The following is a 17240-nucleotide window of genomic DNA, read 5'->3' as shown; positions in this document are numbered from 1 at the left end:
ATTGCGACGAGGACCAATCTTTTATCGTTCAAATAGCTTATTTGTCAATCTATGTATGTTATAGGCCTTTCTGTTCTGAGAGATTTTCCTAGCTGTTTTTCAAATAAAAAAATAGACTGTGACAGTTGTCACAGTCTATTTGGGTTACCTAAAAATGAGTGCTGGATAAAGAAGCGAAGGCTAGATGGTTTTCGTCTACATCTAATTGCCAACTATTATTGGTGAACTGATACGATAGATGCCCCACTAGCGCATCTTCTTTAAATGGCGGGGTTGCTACTCGAAAACGTGTATCTTCAACTACAAAAATAGGAATTTGAAATAATTCTTCGGTTCTCACCGCTTGAGAAAATGAAAAAACAAGTCCTTCTCGCATAAATTCACGCAATGATTTCATTAAGTCGACATTTAATCTTTCAATGGGCTGGGGTTTTCTGAAGAAGCCACGTTTTTGATTCACAGTTTCAAAAACAATTTGAGTTAGTTTATTCGCTAAAATCCGATAGAACTCATCTAAATAGCGATAGTATGTGCGTGCAACATTATCTTTTAAATCAAAGTAAACGAAATTGTTTTGTAACTTATAAAAAAACGGTGAGTGCAAATGAGTTTTCATATGACCGAAATATAGCAATTCAGAAATTTCTAACGGTGTCAGTTCTTTCAACATTGCAAAGTCAGTAAAATCAATCCATTTAGTTTCTTCCATTGGTCGAAGTTTTTCAACTGTTTGAAAATAATTTTCAACTGCCTCATTACCACGAACTACTTTCATGGCGGTATGTGATTCAAAATCTCCTAAATCACTTGATGGATTTAAAAGTAATAAATTCTTGGGTTGGTGAACAATCCCTTGATGAAAATCTTGTACGGCAATTCCTTGCGTCAGTACAGCATTACTAATTGTATCAATATGTACATAAACCAACTGTTTCATGTCCAACCTCCCCCATTATATTGTTAAGTCATAACTGTATTTTACAATAAAGGATTTAAAAAAGCTTGTTTCTTTTCCTTTAAAAATTGATTACAAAACGGAGAGTTTTAGAAGAAAACTTTTATAGTTTTTATACAATAAAAGTTCTATGATATGATGGGAAGAGAAAAGGAATGGAGAGAATAACGATGAAGAAAAAATCAAAAATAAAAAATTTATTCATTAACGTACTGATTGTATTATTAATACTGTTAGGTTTAGCATTAATTTTCAATAACAAAATAAAAAACTTCATTATCGAAAAAAGGAGCGAAGACTACACAATTTCTCATGTTTCACGTGAAAACATTGTAGCCAATACAGACAAAGATGCTAGCTTTGACTTCGAAGCAGTTGAGGCGGTAAGTGCCGAAAAAGTATTACAAGCACAATTGCAACAAACTGATTTGCCTGTTATTGCTGGCGTGGCTATTCCGAGCGTAGCTATCAATCTACCTATTTTTAAAGGATTAGGAAATGAAGGCTTGTGGTATGGCGCAGGAACATTTCGTCCTGACCAAACATTAGGAACAGGCAATTATGCATTAGCAAGCCATCGTTTAGAAGAATCGGATTTATTATTCTCGCATCTAGATCAAGTAAGGATTGGGGATATTGTTTATTTAACCGATTTGGAAAATGTTTATACCTATCAAGTCACCGTTTCGACGCGCATCGATCCTAAACAAGTGGAAGTAGTAGAAGATGTTCCCGATAAAAAGCTAGTTACCCTAATTACTTGTGGAGAAGCCAGTGCTGTGACACGTTGGATGGTCCAAGGCGAACTGACGGAAGTCACTGCAGTCGAGCAGGCAAATCAAGACATGCTGACTGCTTTTCAAATGGAGCGAAAAAGCTATTAATACTTTTTAGGAGGGATAAGTGGTGCGTAGCGAAAGAGTATTTTTATCGGATTTAAAACAGTCTACTGTTTTTTTGTCGAGTCAATTAGCAGTACCTTTTTTTCCCTCTCATTCTGAAGCAAGAGAAGCTTTTTTAAAGCAAGCGAGAAAAAAGGAAGCATGGCAATTAAATGGTTCGCATCAGCTTTTTTTAGCGCTAGAAATTGATGAAAAACAAGTGGTTTTGCGTAATTTATTGTATGTACCAATGGAACATTTTTCTTGGAAGAAGAGCTTACTGCTAATTGAAACTTTTTTACGTCAGCGTTTTGTTAAGGAGTTCATCATTCCGCTGCAATTGGGTGAATTGATGTCTCAATGGTTGAGTGCAAATGGGTACGAACAGACAGCGCAGGGCTTTAAAAAAGTTTTTACGTATCATACTGCATTAGTTTTGGGCGGTGGTGGAGCAAGAGGATCTTACCAAATCGGTGTTTGGCAAGCATTAAAAAGCTTAGGCATCACATTTGATTTAATTACAGGAACTTCCGTTGGCGCACTGAACGGTGCCCTTATTTTGATGGATGATGTAGAAATAGCACGTGAACTATGGTTAACTATTAGCACGGATAAAGTCCTAGCCTTTCCTGAAGCTTGTGCTACCAATCAAACATTTAAGGAATTAGTGCAACAAGTCAGCTCCTTGGCAACGACAGCCTTAAAAGAGAACGGTGCCAGTTCTCAACCATTACAAGAGTTGTTGGTAAAAACGTTTGATGCTGAAAAAATGCAGCACAGTACTCTGCCATTATTTGTCTGCACGACACGACTTCCAGGATTGCAAGAAGTTGTTCATCAGTATGATGTAACAAATGGTTTAGAGGAATTGAAATGGTTAATTGCCTCGGCTTCTTTTTATCCCGGTATGATTCCAATGGAAATCGATCAAGAACAGTATGTCGATGGGGGCTATCGCAATAATTTACCATTGGATATTGCATTGGCTCATGGGGCAACAGAGTGCATTTGTGTGGATATTAAAGGTCCAGGAATTGTTAAAAAACTGACAGCTCCTGAAGAAGTAGCCGTGGTTAATTATTGTTCACCATGGACGTTAGGAAACCTTTTAGTTTTTGACAGTAGTCGTTCTGAAACAAATTATCGTTTAGGATATTTAGAAACGTTGAAGTCATTCGAGCAATTTACAGGTTATTGGTATACCTTTACTTTAGAAACGACCTGGCAAGAAGAATGGCGCGCATTTTTACGGCATTTACAAAATGAACCTGTTTACTTGGATCTAATCAAACGAACTGACTTTTGGAAAAAGGTTAGTAAACTATATCAACAAAAAGCACCTGTCGAGCAAGGCGGTTTGATTTTATTAGAGTTAGCTGGGCGCTTATTTGGATTAGAAGCGACTCATGTCTATACAAAAGAGCTGTTCTTGGCAAAAATTCAACAGGCCTTTCACCAAGAGAAACTAGCGATTGGAACCTTATCTATTTCAGAATGGTTAACGACTTATCATAGTCAACGTTTTGTATTATCTGAAAAAAATCAAGTGACTCATTTATATCAAATCATCAAAGAAAATAGAGACATCCCGCAACAAATAGTTTCAATAGCACCTGTGATGGTAGTAACAGCGAAATTTTTAGCGTATTTGTTAGAAACACCAGCGTTTGTACACCATTCAAAAAATACGTTACAATAAAAGAAATGAATCTAGAAAAGAGGCGTGTGAAATGGCAAGTGAATTTTCTTATGAAATTGTGGAAGAAATTGTAGTGTTATCAGAAAACCCAAAAGGCTGGCGGAAAGAATTGAACTTGGTGAGTTGGAATGGTAGACCACCAAAATTTGATTTGCGCGATTGGAGTCCAGGTCATGAAAAAATGGGAAAAGGGGTAACCTTATCTAACGAAGAGTTTGCGGCATTGAAACAAACGTTAACATCAATGTAAAAAGGAGTTTTTTGACCATGAAAAGTATGACTGGTTTTGGAAAAGCGTTGTGTGAGTCTGAATATTATCAGATTGAAGTAGAAATAAAAAGTGTCAACCATCGCTTTTTAGATATTCAATTACGTAGCCCGCGTCAGTTAAACATATATGAACAAGCGATTCGCCAAACGATTAAAGAAACATTGCAACGTGGACGAGTAGAAGTTTACCTCACATTAAAAGAAAAAGGTGACAGTCATAAAGAAGTTGCGATACACTGGGATTTAATACAAGAACTTGTCACCAATCTGCAAACAGAAGCACAAGCGCGGTTTAATGAAGAATTACCTGCAAAAACTATTTTAAAACGGTTGATTAATAACCAAGAATTGATTGATATTCAAGAAAAACAAACAGAAGACCAGGGACTAGAAGCATCGGTATTAGCAGCGATTAAAGAAGCTGCCGAAGCAAATAATGCCAGTCGGGAAGTTGAAGGTGCAGGAATTCAACAAATTCTAGAAGAAAATAGACGCGCACTGCAACAAAAAATAGCTGAATTAGCGACGTTTGTTGAAGTATACGAAGCCGATTATCAAGAACGATTTGAGAAAAAATTAACGGACTGGTTGGGGGCAGCGGTCGATCAAGAGCGCTTGTTGACAGAAATGGCGATTTTATTGGAGCGTGGCGATATTCATGAAGAGTTAGATCGATTGAATATTCATTTAACATCGATGGCTACAATGCTTCAATCGGAGAAACCTGTAGGACGTGAATTGGACTTTCTAATTCAAGAAATGAATCGTGAAGTTAACACAATTGGTTCGAAATCAAGCCCGATTGTTATAAAAAATGCAGTTGTCCAAATGAAAACGATTATTGAAAAAATTCGTGAACAAGTGCAAAATGTGGAATAATAAAATGGTTAAATGATTAGATTGTACGGGCATTTAAGTAGTTTTTTAATAAAATTCTCGTTATAATAAAGTAATTCTTGAAAGTTGTTGAAAAAAAGTGCAAAATAGACGTTAAGCAAATCGAACAGTGAAAGGACGTCAATATGACAGAGCGAGGATTATTAATCGTATTATCTGGACCTTCCGGCGTTGGTAAGGGAACAGTACGTAAAGCAATATTTGATAGTGAAGATAATGATTTTCAATATTCTATTTCAATGACAACACGTAAAAAACGTATCGGAGAAGTAGAGGGTGTGGATTATTTTTTCCGTAGCCATAAAGAGTTTGAAGAATTAATTACTGCTGGTGAAATGTTAGAGTATGCAGAATATGTAGGAAATTATTATGGTACGCCATTATCTTATGTTCAAAAAACATTAGATGAAGGAAAAGATGTTTTCCTAGAAATCGAAGTGCAAGGTGCCTTACAAGTAAAAGAAAAAGTGCCAGATGGGGTGTTTATTTTCTTGACACCACCAGATTTAACGGAATTACGCTCAAGAATTACAGGACGTGGGACTGATTCAATTGAAGTGATTGATGAACGTATGCGAATTGCCCGAGAAGAAATTGAAATGATGGCGTTGTATGATTATGCTGTTGTCAACGATGAAGTTCCTTTAGCCGTACAACGAATTAAAGATATCATTTCAAGCGAACATTTTCGCGTAGAACGCGTCATTGGAAAATATAGAAAAATGTTAGAGGAGTTGTAGAATAATGATGTTAAAACCATCAATCGATTCATTGTTGGATCGTGTGAATTCAAAATATTCATTAGTTATTTTAGCTAGTAAACGTGCGCATGAATTAGATGCTGGTGCACAAGCAACCTTAGATAAATTTGACTCAGTAAAAAGTGTTGGTCAAGCGTTAGAAGAGATTGAAGCTGAAACAGTTGTTAGTGACCCACATCCAGAAGTAAAACGTGCTCGTTTGAAGATGGAAGCAGAAGAACGTCGAGCTCAAAAAGAACAAGAACAAAAAGAATTAGAAGCACGCATTCGCCAAGAACAAAAATTATAATTATTGTGGGGTCTGGAAAAGAATATTCCAGACTCCTTTTGGTTGTAAAAGTTAAATTTTTTTTGCTTTACAGACAAAACCTGTCAAGTTTAGTAAAATGTAGGAAACCATGAAGGGAGGACGAGGTTATTGTTAGCAGAGATTATTGTAGATGTGCCGACAATGCAGACAGATCAACCCTTTACTTATGTTGTACCAGAAGAATTAGTAGAAGTAGTTGAAGTTGGCATGCGAGTTGAAGTACCGTTTGGTAACTCTGATCGCCATATTCAAGGCTTTGTGACTGGTTTAATAGATGAGCAAGCACAAACGCAGTTAAAGCCAATTATACGTGTGTTAGATTTAGCACCTGTGCTCAATCATGAATTATTGCGATTAGCAGATTATATGAAAGAAACAACCTTTGCATTTAAAATCACTTGTTTTCAAACGATGCTACCGAGTGTCATGAAAGCGGAATATCAAAAAAATTTCGTGTTAAAAGACCGAAATCATCCGATTCATACGTATTTTTCAGAAAGTGAGTCACTTGATTGGCAGAAAGTAGAATCGCTAGGGTTATTAAATAAATTCAAAAAATTACGTGCTGAAAACGTGGTCGAGATTCAGTACGTTGTGAAAAATAAAAATAAAGTAAAGACGATTCGTTACGTGAAAAGTTTACTTAGTCCTGCTCAACTTCCAAGTATAATGGAAACTATTAAAAAAACAGCGAAGCGTCAAATGCAATTAGTCGAATTATTGACAAAGCATCCTAATCAACCCGTTTCATTTTATAAAGAACAAGGAATTGTGACATCGATTTTAAATCAAGGAGCTGCTAATGGCTGGTTAGTCTTTGAAGAAGTTGAGGCTTATCGCGACCCTTACAAACATCGAACGTTTGAACAAACGCATTCATTGGCCTTAAATAATGAACAACAACAAGCTGTAGAAGCGATTCTGTCTTCAGCTGCTACTGGAAAATCTGACGTTTTCTTGTTAGAGGGAATTACTGGGAGCGGGAAGACAGAAGTTTATTTACAAACCATTGCTTCCTTGTTAGCCGAAGGGAAAACGGCGATGATGTTAGTTCCGGAAATTGCGTTGACGCCACAAATGGTTGAACGATTTAAGAGCCGCTTTGGAGAAGCTGTAGCAGTCTTGCACAGTGGCTTATCCCATGGTGAAAAATACGATGAATGGCGTAAAATTGAACGTAAGGAAGCACAAGTGGTTGTTGGTGCACGTTCGGCTATCTTCGCGCCATTAGAGAATATTGGTGTGATTATTATTGATGAAGAACATGAAGCATCATATAAGCAAGACGAAGCGCCACGTTATCACGCTCGAGATTTAGCAATTTGGAGAGGTGCGTATCATCACTGCCCAGTGATATTAGGTAGTGCAACGCCTTCTTTGGAATCGCGCGCACGTGCGCAAAAAAAAGTTTATCAGCTGTTGCATTTGAACCAACGAGCAAATCCAAATGCGACTTTGCCAAGTGTTCAGGTGGTTGACTTAAAAGAAGAATTTGTACAAAAAAATACCAGCACTTTTTCTCGGCTACTACAAGAGAAAATTGCGGATCGTTTAGCAAAAAAAGAACAAATCGTTTTGTTATTAAATCGTCGAGGCTATTCCTCTTTTATTATGTGTCGTGATTGTGGTTATGTATTGCCTTGTCCCAATTGTGATATATCCTTAACTTTACATATGGATACTAAAACGATGCGTTGCCATTATTGTGGGCATGAAGAAGCGATTCCTCATCGTTGTCCGGATTGTGGTGGTAATAAAATCCGCTATTACGGTACGGGCACGCAGAAAGTTGAAGAAGAATTACAAGCACTTTTTTCAGAAGCACGTATTTTACGTATGGATGTTGATACAACCCGTCGCAAAGGTGCACATGAGAAGATACTTCAGACTTTCGGAGACCAAAAAGCAGATATTCTGCTAGGAACACAGATGATTGCCAAAGGACTTGATTTTCCTAATATTACATTGGTAGGCGTATTAAACGCTGATACAGCATTGAACTTACCTGATTTTCGTTCAAGTGAGCGAACTTTCCAGCTCTTAACCCAAGTCAGTGGTCGTGCTGGTCGTGCTGAAAAAACAGGTGAGGTAATCATTCAGACATTCAACCCCGATCATCATGCAATTGTATTAGCACAAGCACAAGATTACGAACACTTTTATCAAAAAGAAATGCAGCTGCGCCATCAGAGTGGGTATCCACCGTATTATTTTACAGTTAAAATTTCTTGCAGTCATCTTGAGGAACAAGTTGTTGCCAAAAAAATGTTTCAAATTGCCCAACAAGTTAAACAAACATTGAGTCCGCAGAGTATCTTATTAGGTCCCATTCCAAGCGGCGTGGCACGAGTAAAAAATCGTTATCACTATCAGTTAATTATCAAATATAAACATGAACCGTTGCTACAAGGCTTATTACGTGAAATCTTGGAAGAGAGTCAAAAAGATCAGCGTAAAAATCTTTATGTATCCATTGACAATGAACCACTTAATTTTATTTAAACTAAAGGAGAAATTATGCGATATCCTATTATTATTAACCCTGATGAAAAGCTCCGTCAACCATGTGAACCTATTACGGTGGTGACTGATGAGTTAGTGCAGTTATTAGAAGATATGTATGAAACGATGTTGGCCCATGATGGAATTGGTATTGCTGCACCACAAATTGGTAAAAATATCCAAGTTGCGGTAGTAGAAGTTGAAGAAGGCGAATTATTTGAACTGATTAATCCAGAAATCATCGAAGCAAAAGGTAGTGATATCGACGTAGAAGGCTGTCTGAGTATTCCACATGTTTATGGAACAGTGAAACGTGCTGAGGAAGTTACTGTTCGCTACTATGACCGTGAAGGAATTGAAATGGAAGTTCAAGCGTTTGGCTATTTAGCACGTGCATTTCAGCATGAAATTGATCATTTGAATGGTAAATTATTTATTGATAATATGATTGACCGCATTCCAGAAGAAGAATTAGAAGCTTATGTAGAGGAGCATGACCATGACTAAAATTGTATTTATGGGAACCCCCCAATTTTCAGTACCCATCTTAGAAGGTCTTGTTGACCAAGAGTATGAGGTTGTTGCAGTTGTTACCCAACCAGATCGCCCTGTTGGACGAAAAAAGATCATTACCCCTACTCCTGTAAAAGAAGCAGCAGTTCGTCTAGGCATTCCTGTTTTACAACCTGAAAAAATTTCGGGTTCTCCGGAAATGGAAAAAATCGGCGAATTACAACCTGATTTGATTGTTACGGCAGCATTTGGCCAGTTTTTACCCGAACGTTTATTACAAATTCCTACACATGGAGCGATTAATGTTCATGCATCATTATTGCCAAAATACCGTGGGGGAGCACCTGTGCATTATTCGATTATGAATGGTGAAAAAGAAACCGGTGTAACTATTATGGAAATGATTAAAAAAATGGATGCAGGTGGTATCTATTCTCAAGCAAGTCTGCCAATTACTCGTCAAGATGATGTTGGCATGATGTTTGATAAATTAAGCTTATTGGGAAAAGAATTGTTATTAGCTACCTTACCAAAAATTTTAGATGGAACTTTAAAACCAACGCCTCAAGAGGAAGAGCAAGTAACATTTTCGCCTAATATTACCCGTGAACAAGAAGCTATTGATTGGCATAAAACTGCTGAAGAAATTGACTGTCAAGTGCGTGGTATGCGTCCGTGGCCGATTGCTTTTACAATGTATGAGGGCCAACGGTGGAAATTATGGGCAGTTACCCCGCTTGATGAGACTACCACGGCTGAACCAGGAACGATTATTCAGCGTAGTAAAAAAGAACTATGGATTGCTTGTGGAAATCATTCGGTATTAGCCATTGATGAATTACAGCCAGCTGGTAAAGGAAAGCAAGTGATTAGTGCCTTTTTAAATGGTAGTGGGCAGCAAGTCGCAATTGGGCAACAGGTGAATTAATATGAAAAATAAAGTCAAAAAGACCGTCCGCTTTGTGGCATTGGATGCTTTAGAGCGTGTACAAAAAGGCGGAGCATATTCAAATCTATTACTGCGTGATTGTATCAATAAAGGACAATTAAATGAAAAAGATAGTCGTTTACTAACTGAATTAGTGTATGGAACCATTAGTCGTCAATTATTACTTTCCTTTTATCTACATCCATTTATTGCTAAGGCGAAAAAGGTAGATGATTGGGTGAAATTATTATTACAGCTTTCTTTGTATCAATTGCTTTACTTAGATAAAGTTCCCAGTCACGCAGTCTTAAATGAAGCAGTGGAAATTGCAAAAGTTCGTGGGAATGTTGGGATTGGAAAGTTTGTAAATGGTGTATTACGGAATATCCAACGTCAAGGAGTACCTGAACTTGCAACGATTAAAAATCCTTTAGACCGTTTGGCAACAGAAATCAGTATGCCTAAATGGTTGGTCGAAAAACTAGTCAAAGAAATTGGGGAAGAAAACACACGCCAGTTAGGTTTATCTTTATTTGAATCCAGCCACGTGAGTTGTCGTGTCGACACGCGTAAAATAACCCGTCAAGCAGCTATACAAATATTGATTGAAGAAGGTATTGAAGCAAAAGCAAGCGATATTTCACCTTATGGTATAATTGCTGCCAAAGGTTTTATTGCAGGTAGCCGATTATTTAAAGAAGGCTTGTTAACCGTTCAAGATGAAAGTTCAATGTTGGTAGCACCAGCGTTACAAATCGAGCCAAATCACCAAGTGTTAGATGCATGTGCTGCCCCAGGTGGAAAAACGACACATATTGCTACCTTTTTAGAAGCAAAAAAAGGTGGTGCTGTTACTTCATTAGATATTCATCGACATAAGGTGGCTTTAATTGAAGAAAATGCAGAACGTCTGCATGTTTCGGAGGTTGTTCATGCGTTAGAACTCGATGCACGTCAAGTTGCGGAGGAATTTCCTTCTGAAACATTTGACCGCATTTTAGTAGATGCTCCTTGTTCGGGCTTAGGGCTAATGCGTCGGAAACCAGATATTAAATACAATAAAAAACCAGCTGATTTTGAAAAGTTGCCTGAGATTCAACTGGCAATTTTAGAGAGCGTGGCACCTACTTTGAAATCTAATGGAATGTTGGTTTATAGTACATGTACGTTTGCACCCGAAGAAAATCAAGCAGTCGTTAACCAGTTCTTACAAAAGCATTCAGAATTCACTTTAGTTGATGTTTCAGTGAATGATGTGTTACAACCAAGTATCGAAAACCAGATGCTGACAATTTATCCGCACCAATATATGACAGATGGATTTTTTATCAGCTGTTTACGTAAAAAATGATGAGGTGAAAAATATGGAGATTCGTTATAAAAGTGATGTGGGAAAAAGGCGTAATACTAATCAAGATTACGCTGCCGTATTTACCAATCAAAAAGGATATACGTTAGCATTATTAGCAGATGGCATGGGTGGACACCAAGCGGGTGATGTTGCCAGTCATGATACGGTCGAAGAAATTGGTAACAAATGGCAAGCCTCAGATATTTCAGACAGTGAAAAAGCCGCACAATGGTTAATTCAATATATTCAAGTAGAAAATGAAACTATTTATCAGCGTGGCCAAGCTACTCCCGAATTAAGCGGGATGGGCACTACCTTGGAAGCGGTAATCATTTTAGATGACCAATTTACCTTGGCACACGTAGGGGATAGCCGCACCTACTTAATACGAGGAAATGAGCTAATTCAATTAACAGAAGACCATTCTCTGGTAAATGCCTTGGTAAAATCAGGGGAAATTACTGAGGAAATGGCAGCTAATCACCCACGTAGAAATGTGGTAACTCGTTCAGTAGGTATGCCGGGAATAGTCGAAGTAGATGTGGCTACGCACTTTATTGCTGAAAATGATTATTTAATATTATGTTCTGATGGTTTGACCAATATGGTTAGTGAAGAATTAATTTATGAATATGTTACAACTAGCAATTGTTTAGATGAAGCAATTGAACGTTTAATCGATGCTGCAAATGCGCATGGTGGTGTGGATAATATTACGGTATTATTGATAGACCTTGGAGGTGTCAGCCATGATTGAGACGGGAAAAAAATTAAGTGGGCGCTATTTGATTTTAGGTAGTATCGGCAGCGGTGGAATGGCGAATGTTTTTTTAGCGCGTGATTTGATCTTAGATCGAGAAGTAGCTATCAAAGTCTTACGTTACGACTTTCGAGAGGACACGGATGCTATTCGTCGTTTTCAAAGAGAAGCATTAGCTGCAACCGAACTTGTGCATCCCAATATTGTCTCTGTCTATGATGTTGGTGAAGAAGATAATATGCAATACTTAGTAATGGAATATGTTAGAGGGATGGATTTAAAACGTTATATCCAAACGCGATATCCAATCCCTTATCCAGAGACTATTGATATTATGCAACAAATTCTTTCGGCAGTTGCTTTGGCACATCAACATCGTATTATTCATCGTGATTTAAAACCACAAAATATTTTAATTAATGAAGATGGTGTGGTTAAGATTGCTGATTTTGGAATTGCGATTGCTTTATCAGAGACATCAATTACACAAACCAATACAATGCTTGGTTCCGTTCATTATCTATCACCTGAACAAGCACGTGGTAGTATGGCAACAAATCAATCCGATATTTATGCCATTGGGATTATTTTATATGAGATGTTAACTGGTCGAGTACCCTTTGATGGTGAATCTGCAGTAACGATTGCCTTAAAACATTTTCAAGATGAAATCCCATCTATTCGTATTTACGATAAAGACGTTCCACAATCTCTTGAAAATATTGTCTTAAAAGCAACTGCCAAAGAGCAAAGTGATCGTTATAAAGAAGCCGATGAAATGCGTCAGGATATTGAAACGGCACTTTCTCCAGATCGCTTAAATGAACCATTATGGGAACCACATGCAATGTTAGAAGAAACAAAAATTTTAACACCGATTGCAGAAGATACGCCAATGCCAGATTCCTTCAAAGAGATGCCAACTGCTAAACAAGCCACACCAGAGCCTGAGCTTCAAAAGCCTGTGAAGAAAAAGAAAAAAAGAAAATTGTGGTTGCTTTTACCTATCTTACTCTTTTGTGCACTAGCAGGTTTAGCGTATTATTTAGTATTTGGTGGTGGTCGGAATCAAGTAACGATTCCAGAAGTTGCCGGTCTAACAGAAGCTGCTGCTCGAGAAACTTTGCATGATGCTGGAATTGAGGTTGCCACGGAAACTAAAGAATTTCCGAGTAATGAAATCCCTGAAAATCATGTGGTGAAGACTGATCCCGAAGAAGGGGCGATTATTAAACGTACGAAAGAAGTTCTCCTTTACATTAGTACGGGCAGTAAAAAAGTTGAAATGAAAGATTATGTTGGTCAAAATAAAGACAAAGTTATCGAAGAATTGAAAACACTTGGTTTTGATGAGAGCAAAATAAAAATCGAAGAGGTTTACGATAACGATACACCAGCTAATGAAGTTATGGAGCAAACACCATCAGAAGGGGTAGAGGTGGATCCTCAAGAAGCTGAAGTTGAATTAACGGTTAGTAAAGGGGCAGAACCTGTTATAATGCCCAATTTATACGGTTATGTGGAACGCGATGCTCATGCTGAGTTGACTAACTATGGTTTAGGCAATAATTCAGTAACGATTGTTGAAGAATTTAGTGACATGAGTCCAGGTTTGGTGATTAAACAAACGCCAGCAGCAAACACAGAAATTATTCCTGGAGATACTGAAATTACCTTAACGATTAGTAAAGGCCCAGAAAATATTAAGATGCCTAATTTAATTGGTTATACGGAAGCAGATGCGCGTAGTGAATTGGATACGTATGGTTTAGGAAGTAATTCTGTGCGTATTAGTGAAGTGTATAGTAACAATGATGAGGGAACCATTGTCAAACAATCCCCAAAAGCTGGTTCAGATATTTCGCCAGGGGATACAACGATTACGTTAGAAATTAGTAAGGGTTCCGAAAAAATTGATTTACCAGATGTTTCCGATATGTCTGAGTCAGCTGCAAAATCCTTATTAGAACGTCAAGGCTTCTCTGTATCAACAACAGAAGAATCCAGTGACTCAGTAGAAAAAGGAAAAGTTATCTCAACGAATCCGGAGGCAGGAACATCCGTAGACAAGGGTGAAACAATTCAGCTAATCATTTCTAGAGGACAAGAAGATGGTGATTCTTCTAATTCATCACCAGAAGATAGTGAGACTATATCTTCTGATAACACATCAAATACAGCCACATCAGTAACTGAAGATTAAGATAAAGGATAGAGCGAAGTTTAAACTTTTGCTTTATCCTTTTTCTTTAAAGTCCTTCTTCTTTTCAAACTTCTGAAAATTCGCTATAATTAAGGTCAATATTAGTCAAGGGAGGTCGCGTTTAAATGGGTCATCAAAATACTTCTGATTTAATCGAAGCATATTTGAAGAAGATTCTTGAAGAAAGTGAAATGATAGAAATTCGTCGTGCAGAGATGGCAGATTTATTTAACTGTGTACCTTCGCAAATCAATTATGTCATCAATACTCGTTTTACCATTCAACGAGGTTATGCTGTTGAAAGTAAACGTGGTGGTGGAGGCTATATTCGAATTGAGAAAATTCAAATTGCGAATTATCATCATTTTTTAGAACAAGTAAATCAATTATTTGATAAAACAATTTCTGAAAAAGATGCGGTATCAATTATCCAGAAGTTATATGAAGAAGGTATTCTGTCAAAACGAGAAGGTAATTTATTATTAACAACAATTAGTAAAGCAGTCTTAGGGAAATCAGATGAGGAAAATATAATTCGTGCTTCAATTATGCATGGGATTTTAGAACGATTAAGTTATGAAGATAAGGAGTGAGTGCGATGGATGAACTATTTACACAACGAGCAAAAGCGGTGCTTGCCATTGCTCAAGAAGAAGCAAAATACTTTAAACATCAGTCTGTAGGTTCAGAGCATATTTTATTAGCGTTGATTATCGAGCAAGATGGTATTGCTGGAAAAACATTGCGTGAAATGCGTGTAAATGAAAATGATATTCGGGAAGAAATTGAACATTTGACTGGTTATGGTTCAATGAAGGAATATCCAACAGGTGGCTTTTTACCCTACTCGCCACGAGCAAGACAAATTTTTGCTTATGCAGGCGATGAAGCCAAACGTTTAGGTGCCCAACAAATTGGAACGGAACACTTGCTATTAGGATTGTTACGTGATGAAGAAATTTTAGCTTCACGGATTATGTTGAATTTAGGAATGAGTTTGGCAAAAATGCGTCAATTGTTGAAGAAAAAAATGGGTGTACAATCAAAAAGCAATACAAGTCGTCGACGCCCACAACAACGTCAACAGCCCCAACAAGAAGGAACGCCAACGTTGGATTCATTGGCTCGTGATTTAACGAAATTAGCCCGTGAGCAACGCCTAGATCCTGTTGTTGGACGTAGCAAAGAAGTGAAACGTTTAATTCAAATTTTAAGTCGTCGTACTAAAAATAATCCTGTTTTAGTAGGTGAACCAGGTGTTGGTAAAACAGCCATTGCGGAAGGTTTGGCTCAAAAAATTGTTAATGCTGAAGTGCCAAAAGACATGCAACAAAAGCGTCTGATGATGCTAGACATGGGCGCTTTAGTCGCAGGAACCAAATACCGTGGTGAATTTGAAGATCGCATGAAAAAAATTATTGATGAAATTTATCAAGATGGTCAAATTATTCTCTTTATCGATGAGTTGCATACCTTAATTGGTGCCGGTGGGGCAGAAGGGGCAATTGATGCATCGAACATTTTAAAACCAGCCCTAGCTCGTGGTGAATTACAAACTATTGGAGCAACCACATTAAATGAATATCAAAAATATATTGAAAAAGACTCCGCTCTTGAACGTCGTTTTGCTCGAGTACAAGTTGATGAGCCAACACCAGAAGAAGCCGAAGAAATTCTAAGAGGCTTACGTCCTCGTTATGAAGAACATCATGGTGTTGAAATTACGGATGATGCCTTACATGCAGCTGTTCAACTATCCGTTCGTTACATTAATTCTCGTCAATTACCCGATAAAGCAATTGATTTAATGGATGAATCAGCCGCAAAAGTTCGCTTGGACAAGGCAGATGAAGTATCAGAAGCTGCATTATTACAAGAAGAATTGATGAAATTAGCTGAAGAAAAAGAAGCAGCTATTCGTCAACAAGACTTTGAAACAGCAGCGCGTTTGCGTCAACGTGAAAAAGAAGTTAGTCAAAACTTGGCTGAAGTGACGTTTGTTGAAGTTAAGGAAGCAACAGGGTACGAAAACAGTGTAACAGCAGAAGATGTAGCAGCTGTTGTCTCACAATGGACAGGTGTTCCATTACAACAAATGGAGAAAAAAGAAAGTGAACGTTTGTTAGATTTGGAAAAAATCCTACATCAACGTGTCGTTGGTCAAGATGAAGCAGTACAAGCTGTTTCTCGCTCCATACGTCGTGCACGTAGTGGTTTGAAAGATCCTAATCGTCCAATCGGTTCATTCATGTTCTTAGGCCCAACAGGTGTCGGTAAAACTGAATTAGCGAAGGCATTAGCTGAAGCAATGTTTGGCAGTGAAGACGCACTGATTCGCGTAGATATGTCAGAGTTTATGGAAAAATATAGTACGAGTCGCTTAATTGGTTCGCCTCCAGGTTATGTAGGTTATGATGAAGGTGGACAATTAACTGAAAAAGTTCGTTCTAAACCATATTCTGTTATTTTACTAGATGAAGTTGAGAAAGCTCATCCAGATGTCTTTAATATTTTGTTACAAGTATTAGATGACGGACACTTAACCGATTCTAAAGGCCGTCGTGTTGATTTTAGAAATACCATTTTAATTATGACGTCTAATATTGGAGCAACAGAATTGCGTGAAGAGAAAAATGTGGGCTTTAATGTGGTAGATGCTTCTAAAGACTATACTTCGATGCAAAAACGTATCTTAGAGGCCTTAAAGAAAGCTTATCGACCAGAGTTTTTAAATCGTATTGATGAAACAGTTGTGTTCCGTTCATTAGATAAGAATGAAATTCATGAAATTGTGAAAATCATGAGTCATTCAATTATTAAACGTTTGGCAGAACAAGACATTCAATTGAAAATTACACCCGCTGCATTAGATGTAATTGGGAAAGCTGGTTTTGATCCAGAATACGGCGCTCGTCCAATCCGACGTGCATTACAAAAAGAAGTAGAGGATCGTTTGAGTGAAGCCTTACTTTCTGGGCAAATTCATTTAGGCAACCAAGTAACAATTGGTGCATCTAAAGGAACAATTACATTAAATGTAAAAGAACCAAAAACTGACAAAGTTTTACAACAAGTATAAAAATAGCACTCTCTCATTTTATAGGATGAGAGAGTTTTTTTATGGAATAATAAACTTACATTTAGTAAGCTTATTTGTTGGTTTTCGTTAAAAATTAGGTATAGTTAGAGTAAGACAAAAATAAAGGGGAT

Annotated in this window: 15 protein-coding genes; 14 read left to right on the top strand and 1 reads right to left on the bottom strand. The window is 37.5% G+C overall.

Annotation, left to right across the window (positions count from 1 at the left end; genetic code table 11):
* Positions 1 to 148 precede the first annotated feature (148 nt).
* Positions 149 to 937 carry a hypothetical protein gene (locus tag AC4BC5_RS06585; protein WP_490497320.1) on the bottom strand — a complete coding sequence of 263 codons (789 nt, stop codon included), beginning with the start codon at positions 935 to 937 and terminating at the stop codon, positions 149 to 151.
* Between the two features lie 188 nt (positions 938 to 1125).
* On the opposite strand from AC4BC5_RS06585, the gene AC4BC5_RS06580 reads away from it, so the two are divergent.
* From AC4BC5_RS06580 to AC4BC5_RS06515, 14 genes are all read left to right on the top strand, one after another.
* Positions 1126 to 1839: a class A sortase gene (locus tag AC4BC5_RS06580; protein WP_490497319.1), complete on the top strand. Its 714-nt coding sequence runs from the start codon at positions 1126 to 1128 to the stop codon at positions 1837 to 1839.
* 22 nt (positions 1840 to 1861) lie between these two features.
* Positions 1862 to 3535, top strand: a complete 1674-nt coding sequence (locus tag AC4BC5_RS06575; RefSeq protein WP_490497318.1) for a patatin-like phospholipase family protein — start codon at positions 1862 to 1864, stop codon at positions 3533 to 3535.
* 31 nt (positions 3536 to 3566) lie between these two features.
* Positions 3567 to 3785, top strand: a complete 219-nt coding sequence (locus AC4BC5_RS06570; RefSeq protein ID WP_490497317.1) for a YdbC family protein — start codon at positions 3567 to 3569, stop codon at positions 3783 to 3785.
* Between the two features lie 17 nt (positions 3786 to 3802).
* On the top strand, positions 3803 to 4684 hold the full coding sequence (locus AC4BC5_RS06565; protein ID WP_490497316.1) for a YicC/YloC family endoribonuclease: 882 nt from the start codon (positions 3803 to 3805) through the stop codon (positions 4682 to 4684).
* A gap of 143 nt (positions 4685 to 4827) precedes the next feature.
* Positions 4828 to 5442, top strand: coding sequence for a guanylate kinase (gene gmk / locus AC4BC5_RS06560; protein ID WP_490497315.1), 615 nt, complete (start codon positions 4828 to 4830; stop codon positions 5440 to 5442).
* 4 nt (positions 5443 to 5446) lie between these two features.
* Complete coding sequence (rpoZ, locus tag AC4BC5_RS06555) at positions 5447 to 5752, top strand: DNA-directed RNA polymerase subunit omega (RefSeq protein WP_490497314.1); 306 nt, start codon at positions 5447 to 5449, stop codon at positions 5750 to 5752.
* 162 nt (positions 5753 to 5914) lie between these two features.
* Positions 5915 to 8275: a primosomal protein N' gene (gene priA, locus AC4BC5_RS06550; RefSeq protein ID WP_490497512.1), complete on the top strand. Its 2361-nt coding sequence runs from the start codon at positions 5915 to 5917 to the stop codon at positions 8273 to 8275.
* 15 nt (positions 8276 to 8290) lie between these two features.
* The gene (gene def, locus AC4BC5_RS06545; RefSeq protein ID WP_490497313.1) at positions 8291 to 8782 is read left to right on the top strand and encodes a peptide deformylase; all 492 of its coding nucleotides are present in this window, start codon (positions 8291 to 8293) and stop codon (positions 8780 to 8782) included.
* Complete coding sequence (gene fmt, locus AC4BC5_RS06540; RefSeq protein ID WP_490497312.1) at positions 8775 to 9716, top strand: methionyl-tRNA formyltransferase; 942 nt, start codon at positions 8775 to 8777, stop codon at positions 9714 to 9716. Before def ends, fmt begins: the two co-directional genes overlap by 8 nt.
* A gap of 1 nt (position 9717) precedes the next feature.
* On the top strand, positions 9718 to 11067 hold the full coding sequence (gene rsmB / locus AC4BC5_RS06535; RefSeq protein WP_490497311.1) for a 16S rRNA (cytosine(967)-C(5))-methyltransferase RsmB: 1350 nt from the start codon (positions 9718 to 9720) through the stop codon (positions 11065 to 11067).
* 13 nt (positions 11068 to 11080) lie between these two features.
* Positions 11081 to 11824 (top strand): Stp1/IreP family PP2C-type Ser/Thr phosphatase, encoded by a 744-nt coding sequence (locus AC4BC5_RS06530; protein WP_490497310.1) that lies wholly within the window; start codon positions 11081 to 11083, stop codon positions 11822 to 11824.
* A complete protein-coding gene (pknB, locus tag AC4BC5_RS06525; protein WP_490497309.1) occupies positions 11817 to 14030 on the top strand; it encodes a Stk1 family PASTA domain-containing Ser/Thr kinase in 2214 nt (737 codons plus the stop codon). Before AC4BC5_RS06530 ends, pknB begins: the two co-directional genes overlap by 8 nt.
* A gap of 125 nt (positions 14031 to 14155) precedes the next feature.
* Positions 14156 to 14623 (top strand): CtsR family transcriptional regulator, encoded by a 468-nt coding sequence (locus AC4BC5_RS06520; RefSeq protein ID WP_490497308.1) that lies wholly within the window; start codon positions 14156 to 14158, stop codon positions 14621 to 14623.
* Between the two features lie 5 nt (positions 14624 to 14628).
* Positions 14629 to 17109, top strand: a complete 2481-nt coding sequence (locus AC4BC5_RS06515; protein ID WP_490497307.1) for an ATP-dependent Clp protease ATP-binding subunit — start codon at positions 14629 to 14631, stop codon at positions 17107 to 17109.
* The last annotated feature ends 131 nt before the right edge of the window (positions 17110 to 17240 follow it).

Source organism: Enterococcus sp. AMC2644 (assembly GCF_058216475.1).
This window is presented reverse-complemented; position numbering and strand designations above follow the sequence as displayed.

Excerpts from the sequence above, each read along its gene's own strand:
- AC4BC5_RS06585 (WP_490497320.1), bottom strand. The coding sequence starts at position 937 with ATGAAACAGTTGGTTTATGTACATATTGATACAATTAGTAATGCTGTA.
- AC4BC5_RS06580 (WP_490497319.1), top strand. The coding sequence starts at position 1,126 with ATGAAGAAAAAATCAAAAATAAAAAATTTATTCATTAACGTACTGATT.
- AC4BC5_RS06570 (WP_490497317.1), top strand. The coding sequence starts at position 3,567 with ATGGCAAGTGAATTTTCTTATGAAATTGTGGAAGAAATTGTAGTGTTA.
- AC4BC5_RS06565 (WP_490497316.1), top strand. The coding sequence starts at position 3,803 with ATGAAAAGTATGACTGGTTTTGGAAAAGCGTTGTGTGAGTCTGAATAT.
- gmk (WP_490497315.1), top strand. The coding sequence starts at position 4,828 with ATGACAGAGCGAGGATTATTAATCGTATTATCTGGACCTTCCGGCGTT.
- rpoZ (WP_490497314.1), top strand. The coding sequence starts at position 5,447 with ATGATGTTAAAACCATCAATCGATTCATTGTTGGATCGTGTGAATTCA.
- priA (WP_490497512.1), top strand. The coding sequence starts at position 5,915 with ATGCAGACAGATCAACCCTTTACTTATGTTGTACCAGAAGAATTAGTA.
- def (WP_490497313.1), top strand. The coding sequence starts at position 8,291 with ATGCGATATCCTATTATTATTAACCCTGATGAAAAGCTCCGTCAACCA.
- fmt (WP_490497312.1), top strand. The coding sequence starts at position 8,775 with ATGACTAAAATTGTATTTATGGGAACCCCCCAATTTTCAGTACCCATC.
- rsmB (WP_490497311.1), top strand. The coding sequence starts at position 9,718 with ATGAAAAATAAAGTCAAAAAGACCGTCCGCTTTGTGGCATTGGATGCT.
- AC4BC5_RS06530 (WP_490497310.1), top strand. The coding sequence starts at position 11,081 with ATGGAGATTCGTTATAAAAGTGATGTGGGAAAAAGGCGTAATACTAAT.
- pknB (WP_490497309.1), top strand. The coding sequence starts at position 11,817 with ATGATTGAGACGGGAAAAAAATTAAGTGGGCGCTATTTGATTTTAGGT.
- AC4BC5_RS06520 (WP_490497308.1), top strand. The coding sequence starts at position 14,156 with ATGGGTCATCAAAATACTTCTGATTTAATCGAAGCATATTTGAAGAAG.
- AC4BC5_RS06515 (WP_490497307.1), top strand. The coding sequence starts at position 14,629 with ATGGATGAACTATTTACACAACGAGCAAAAGCGGTGCTTGCCATTGCT.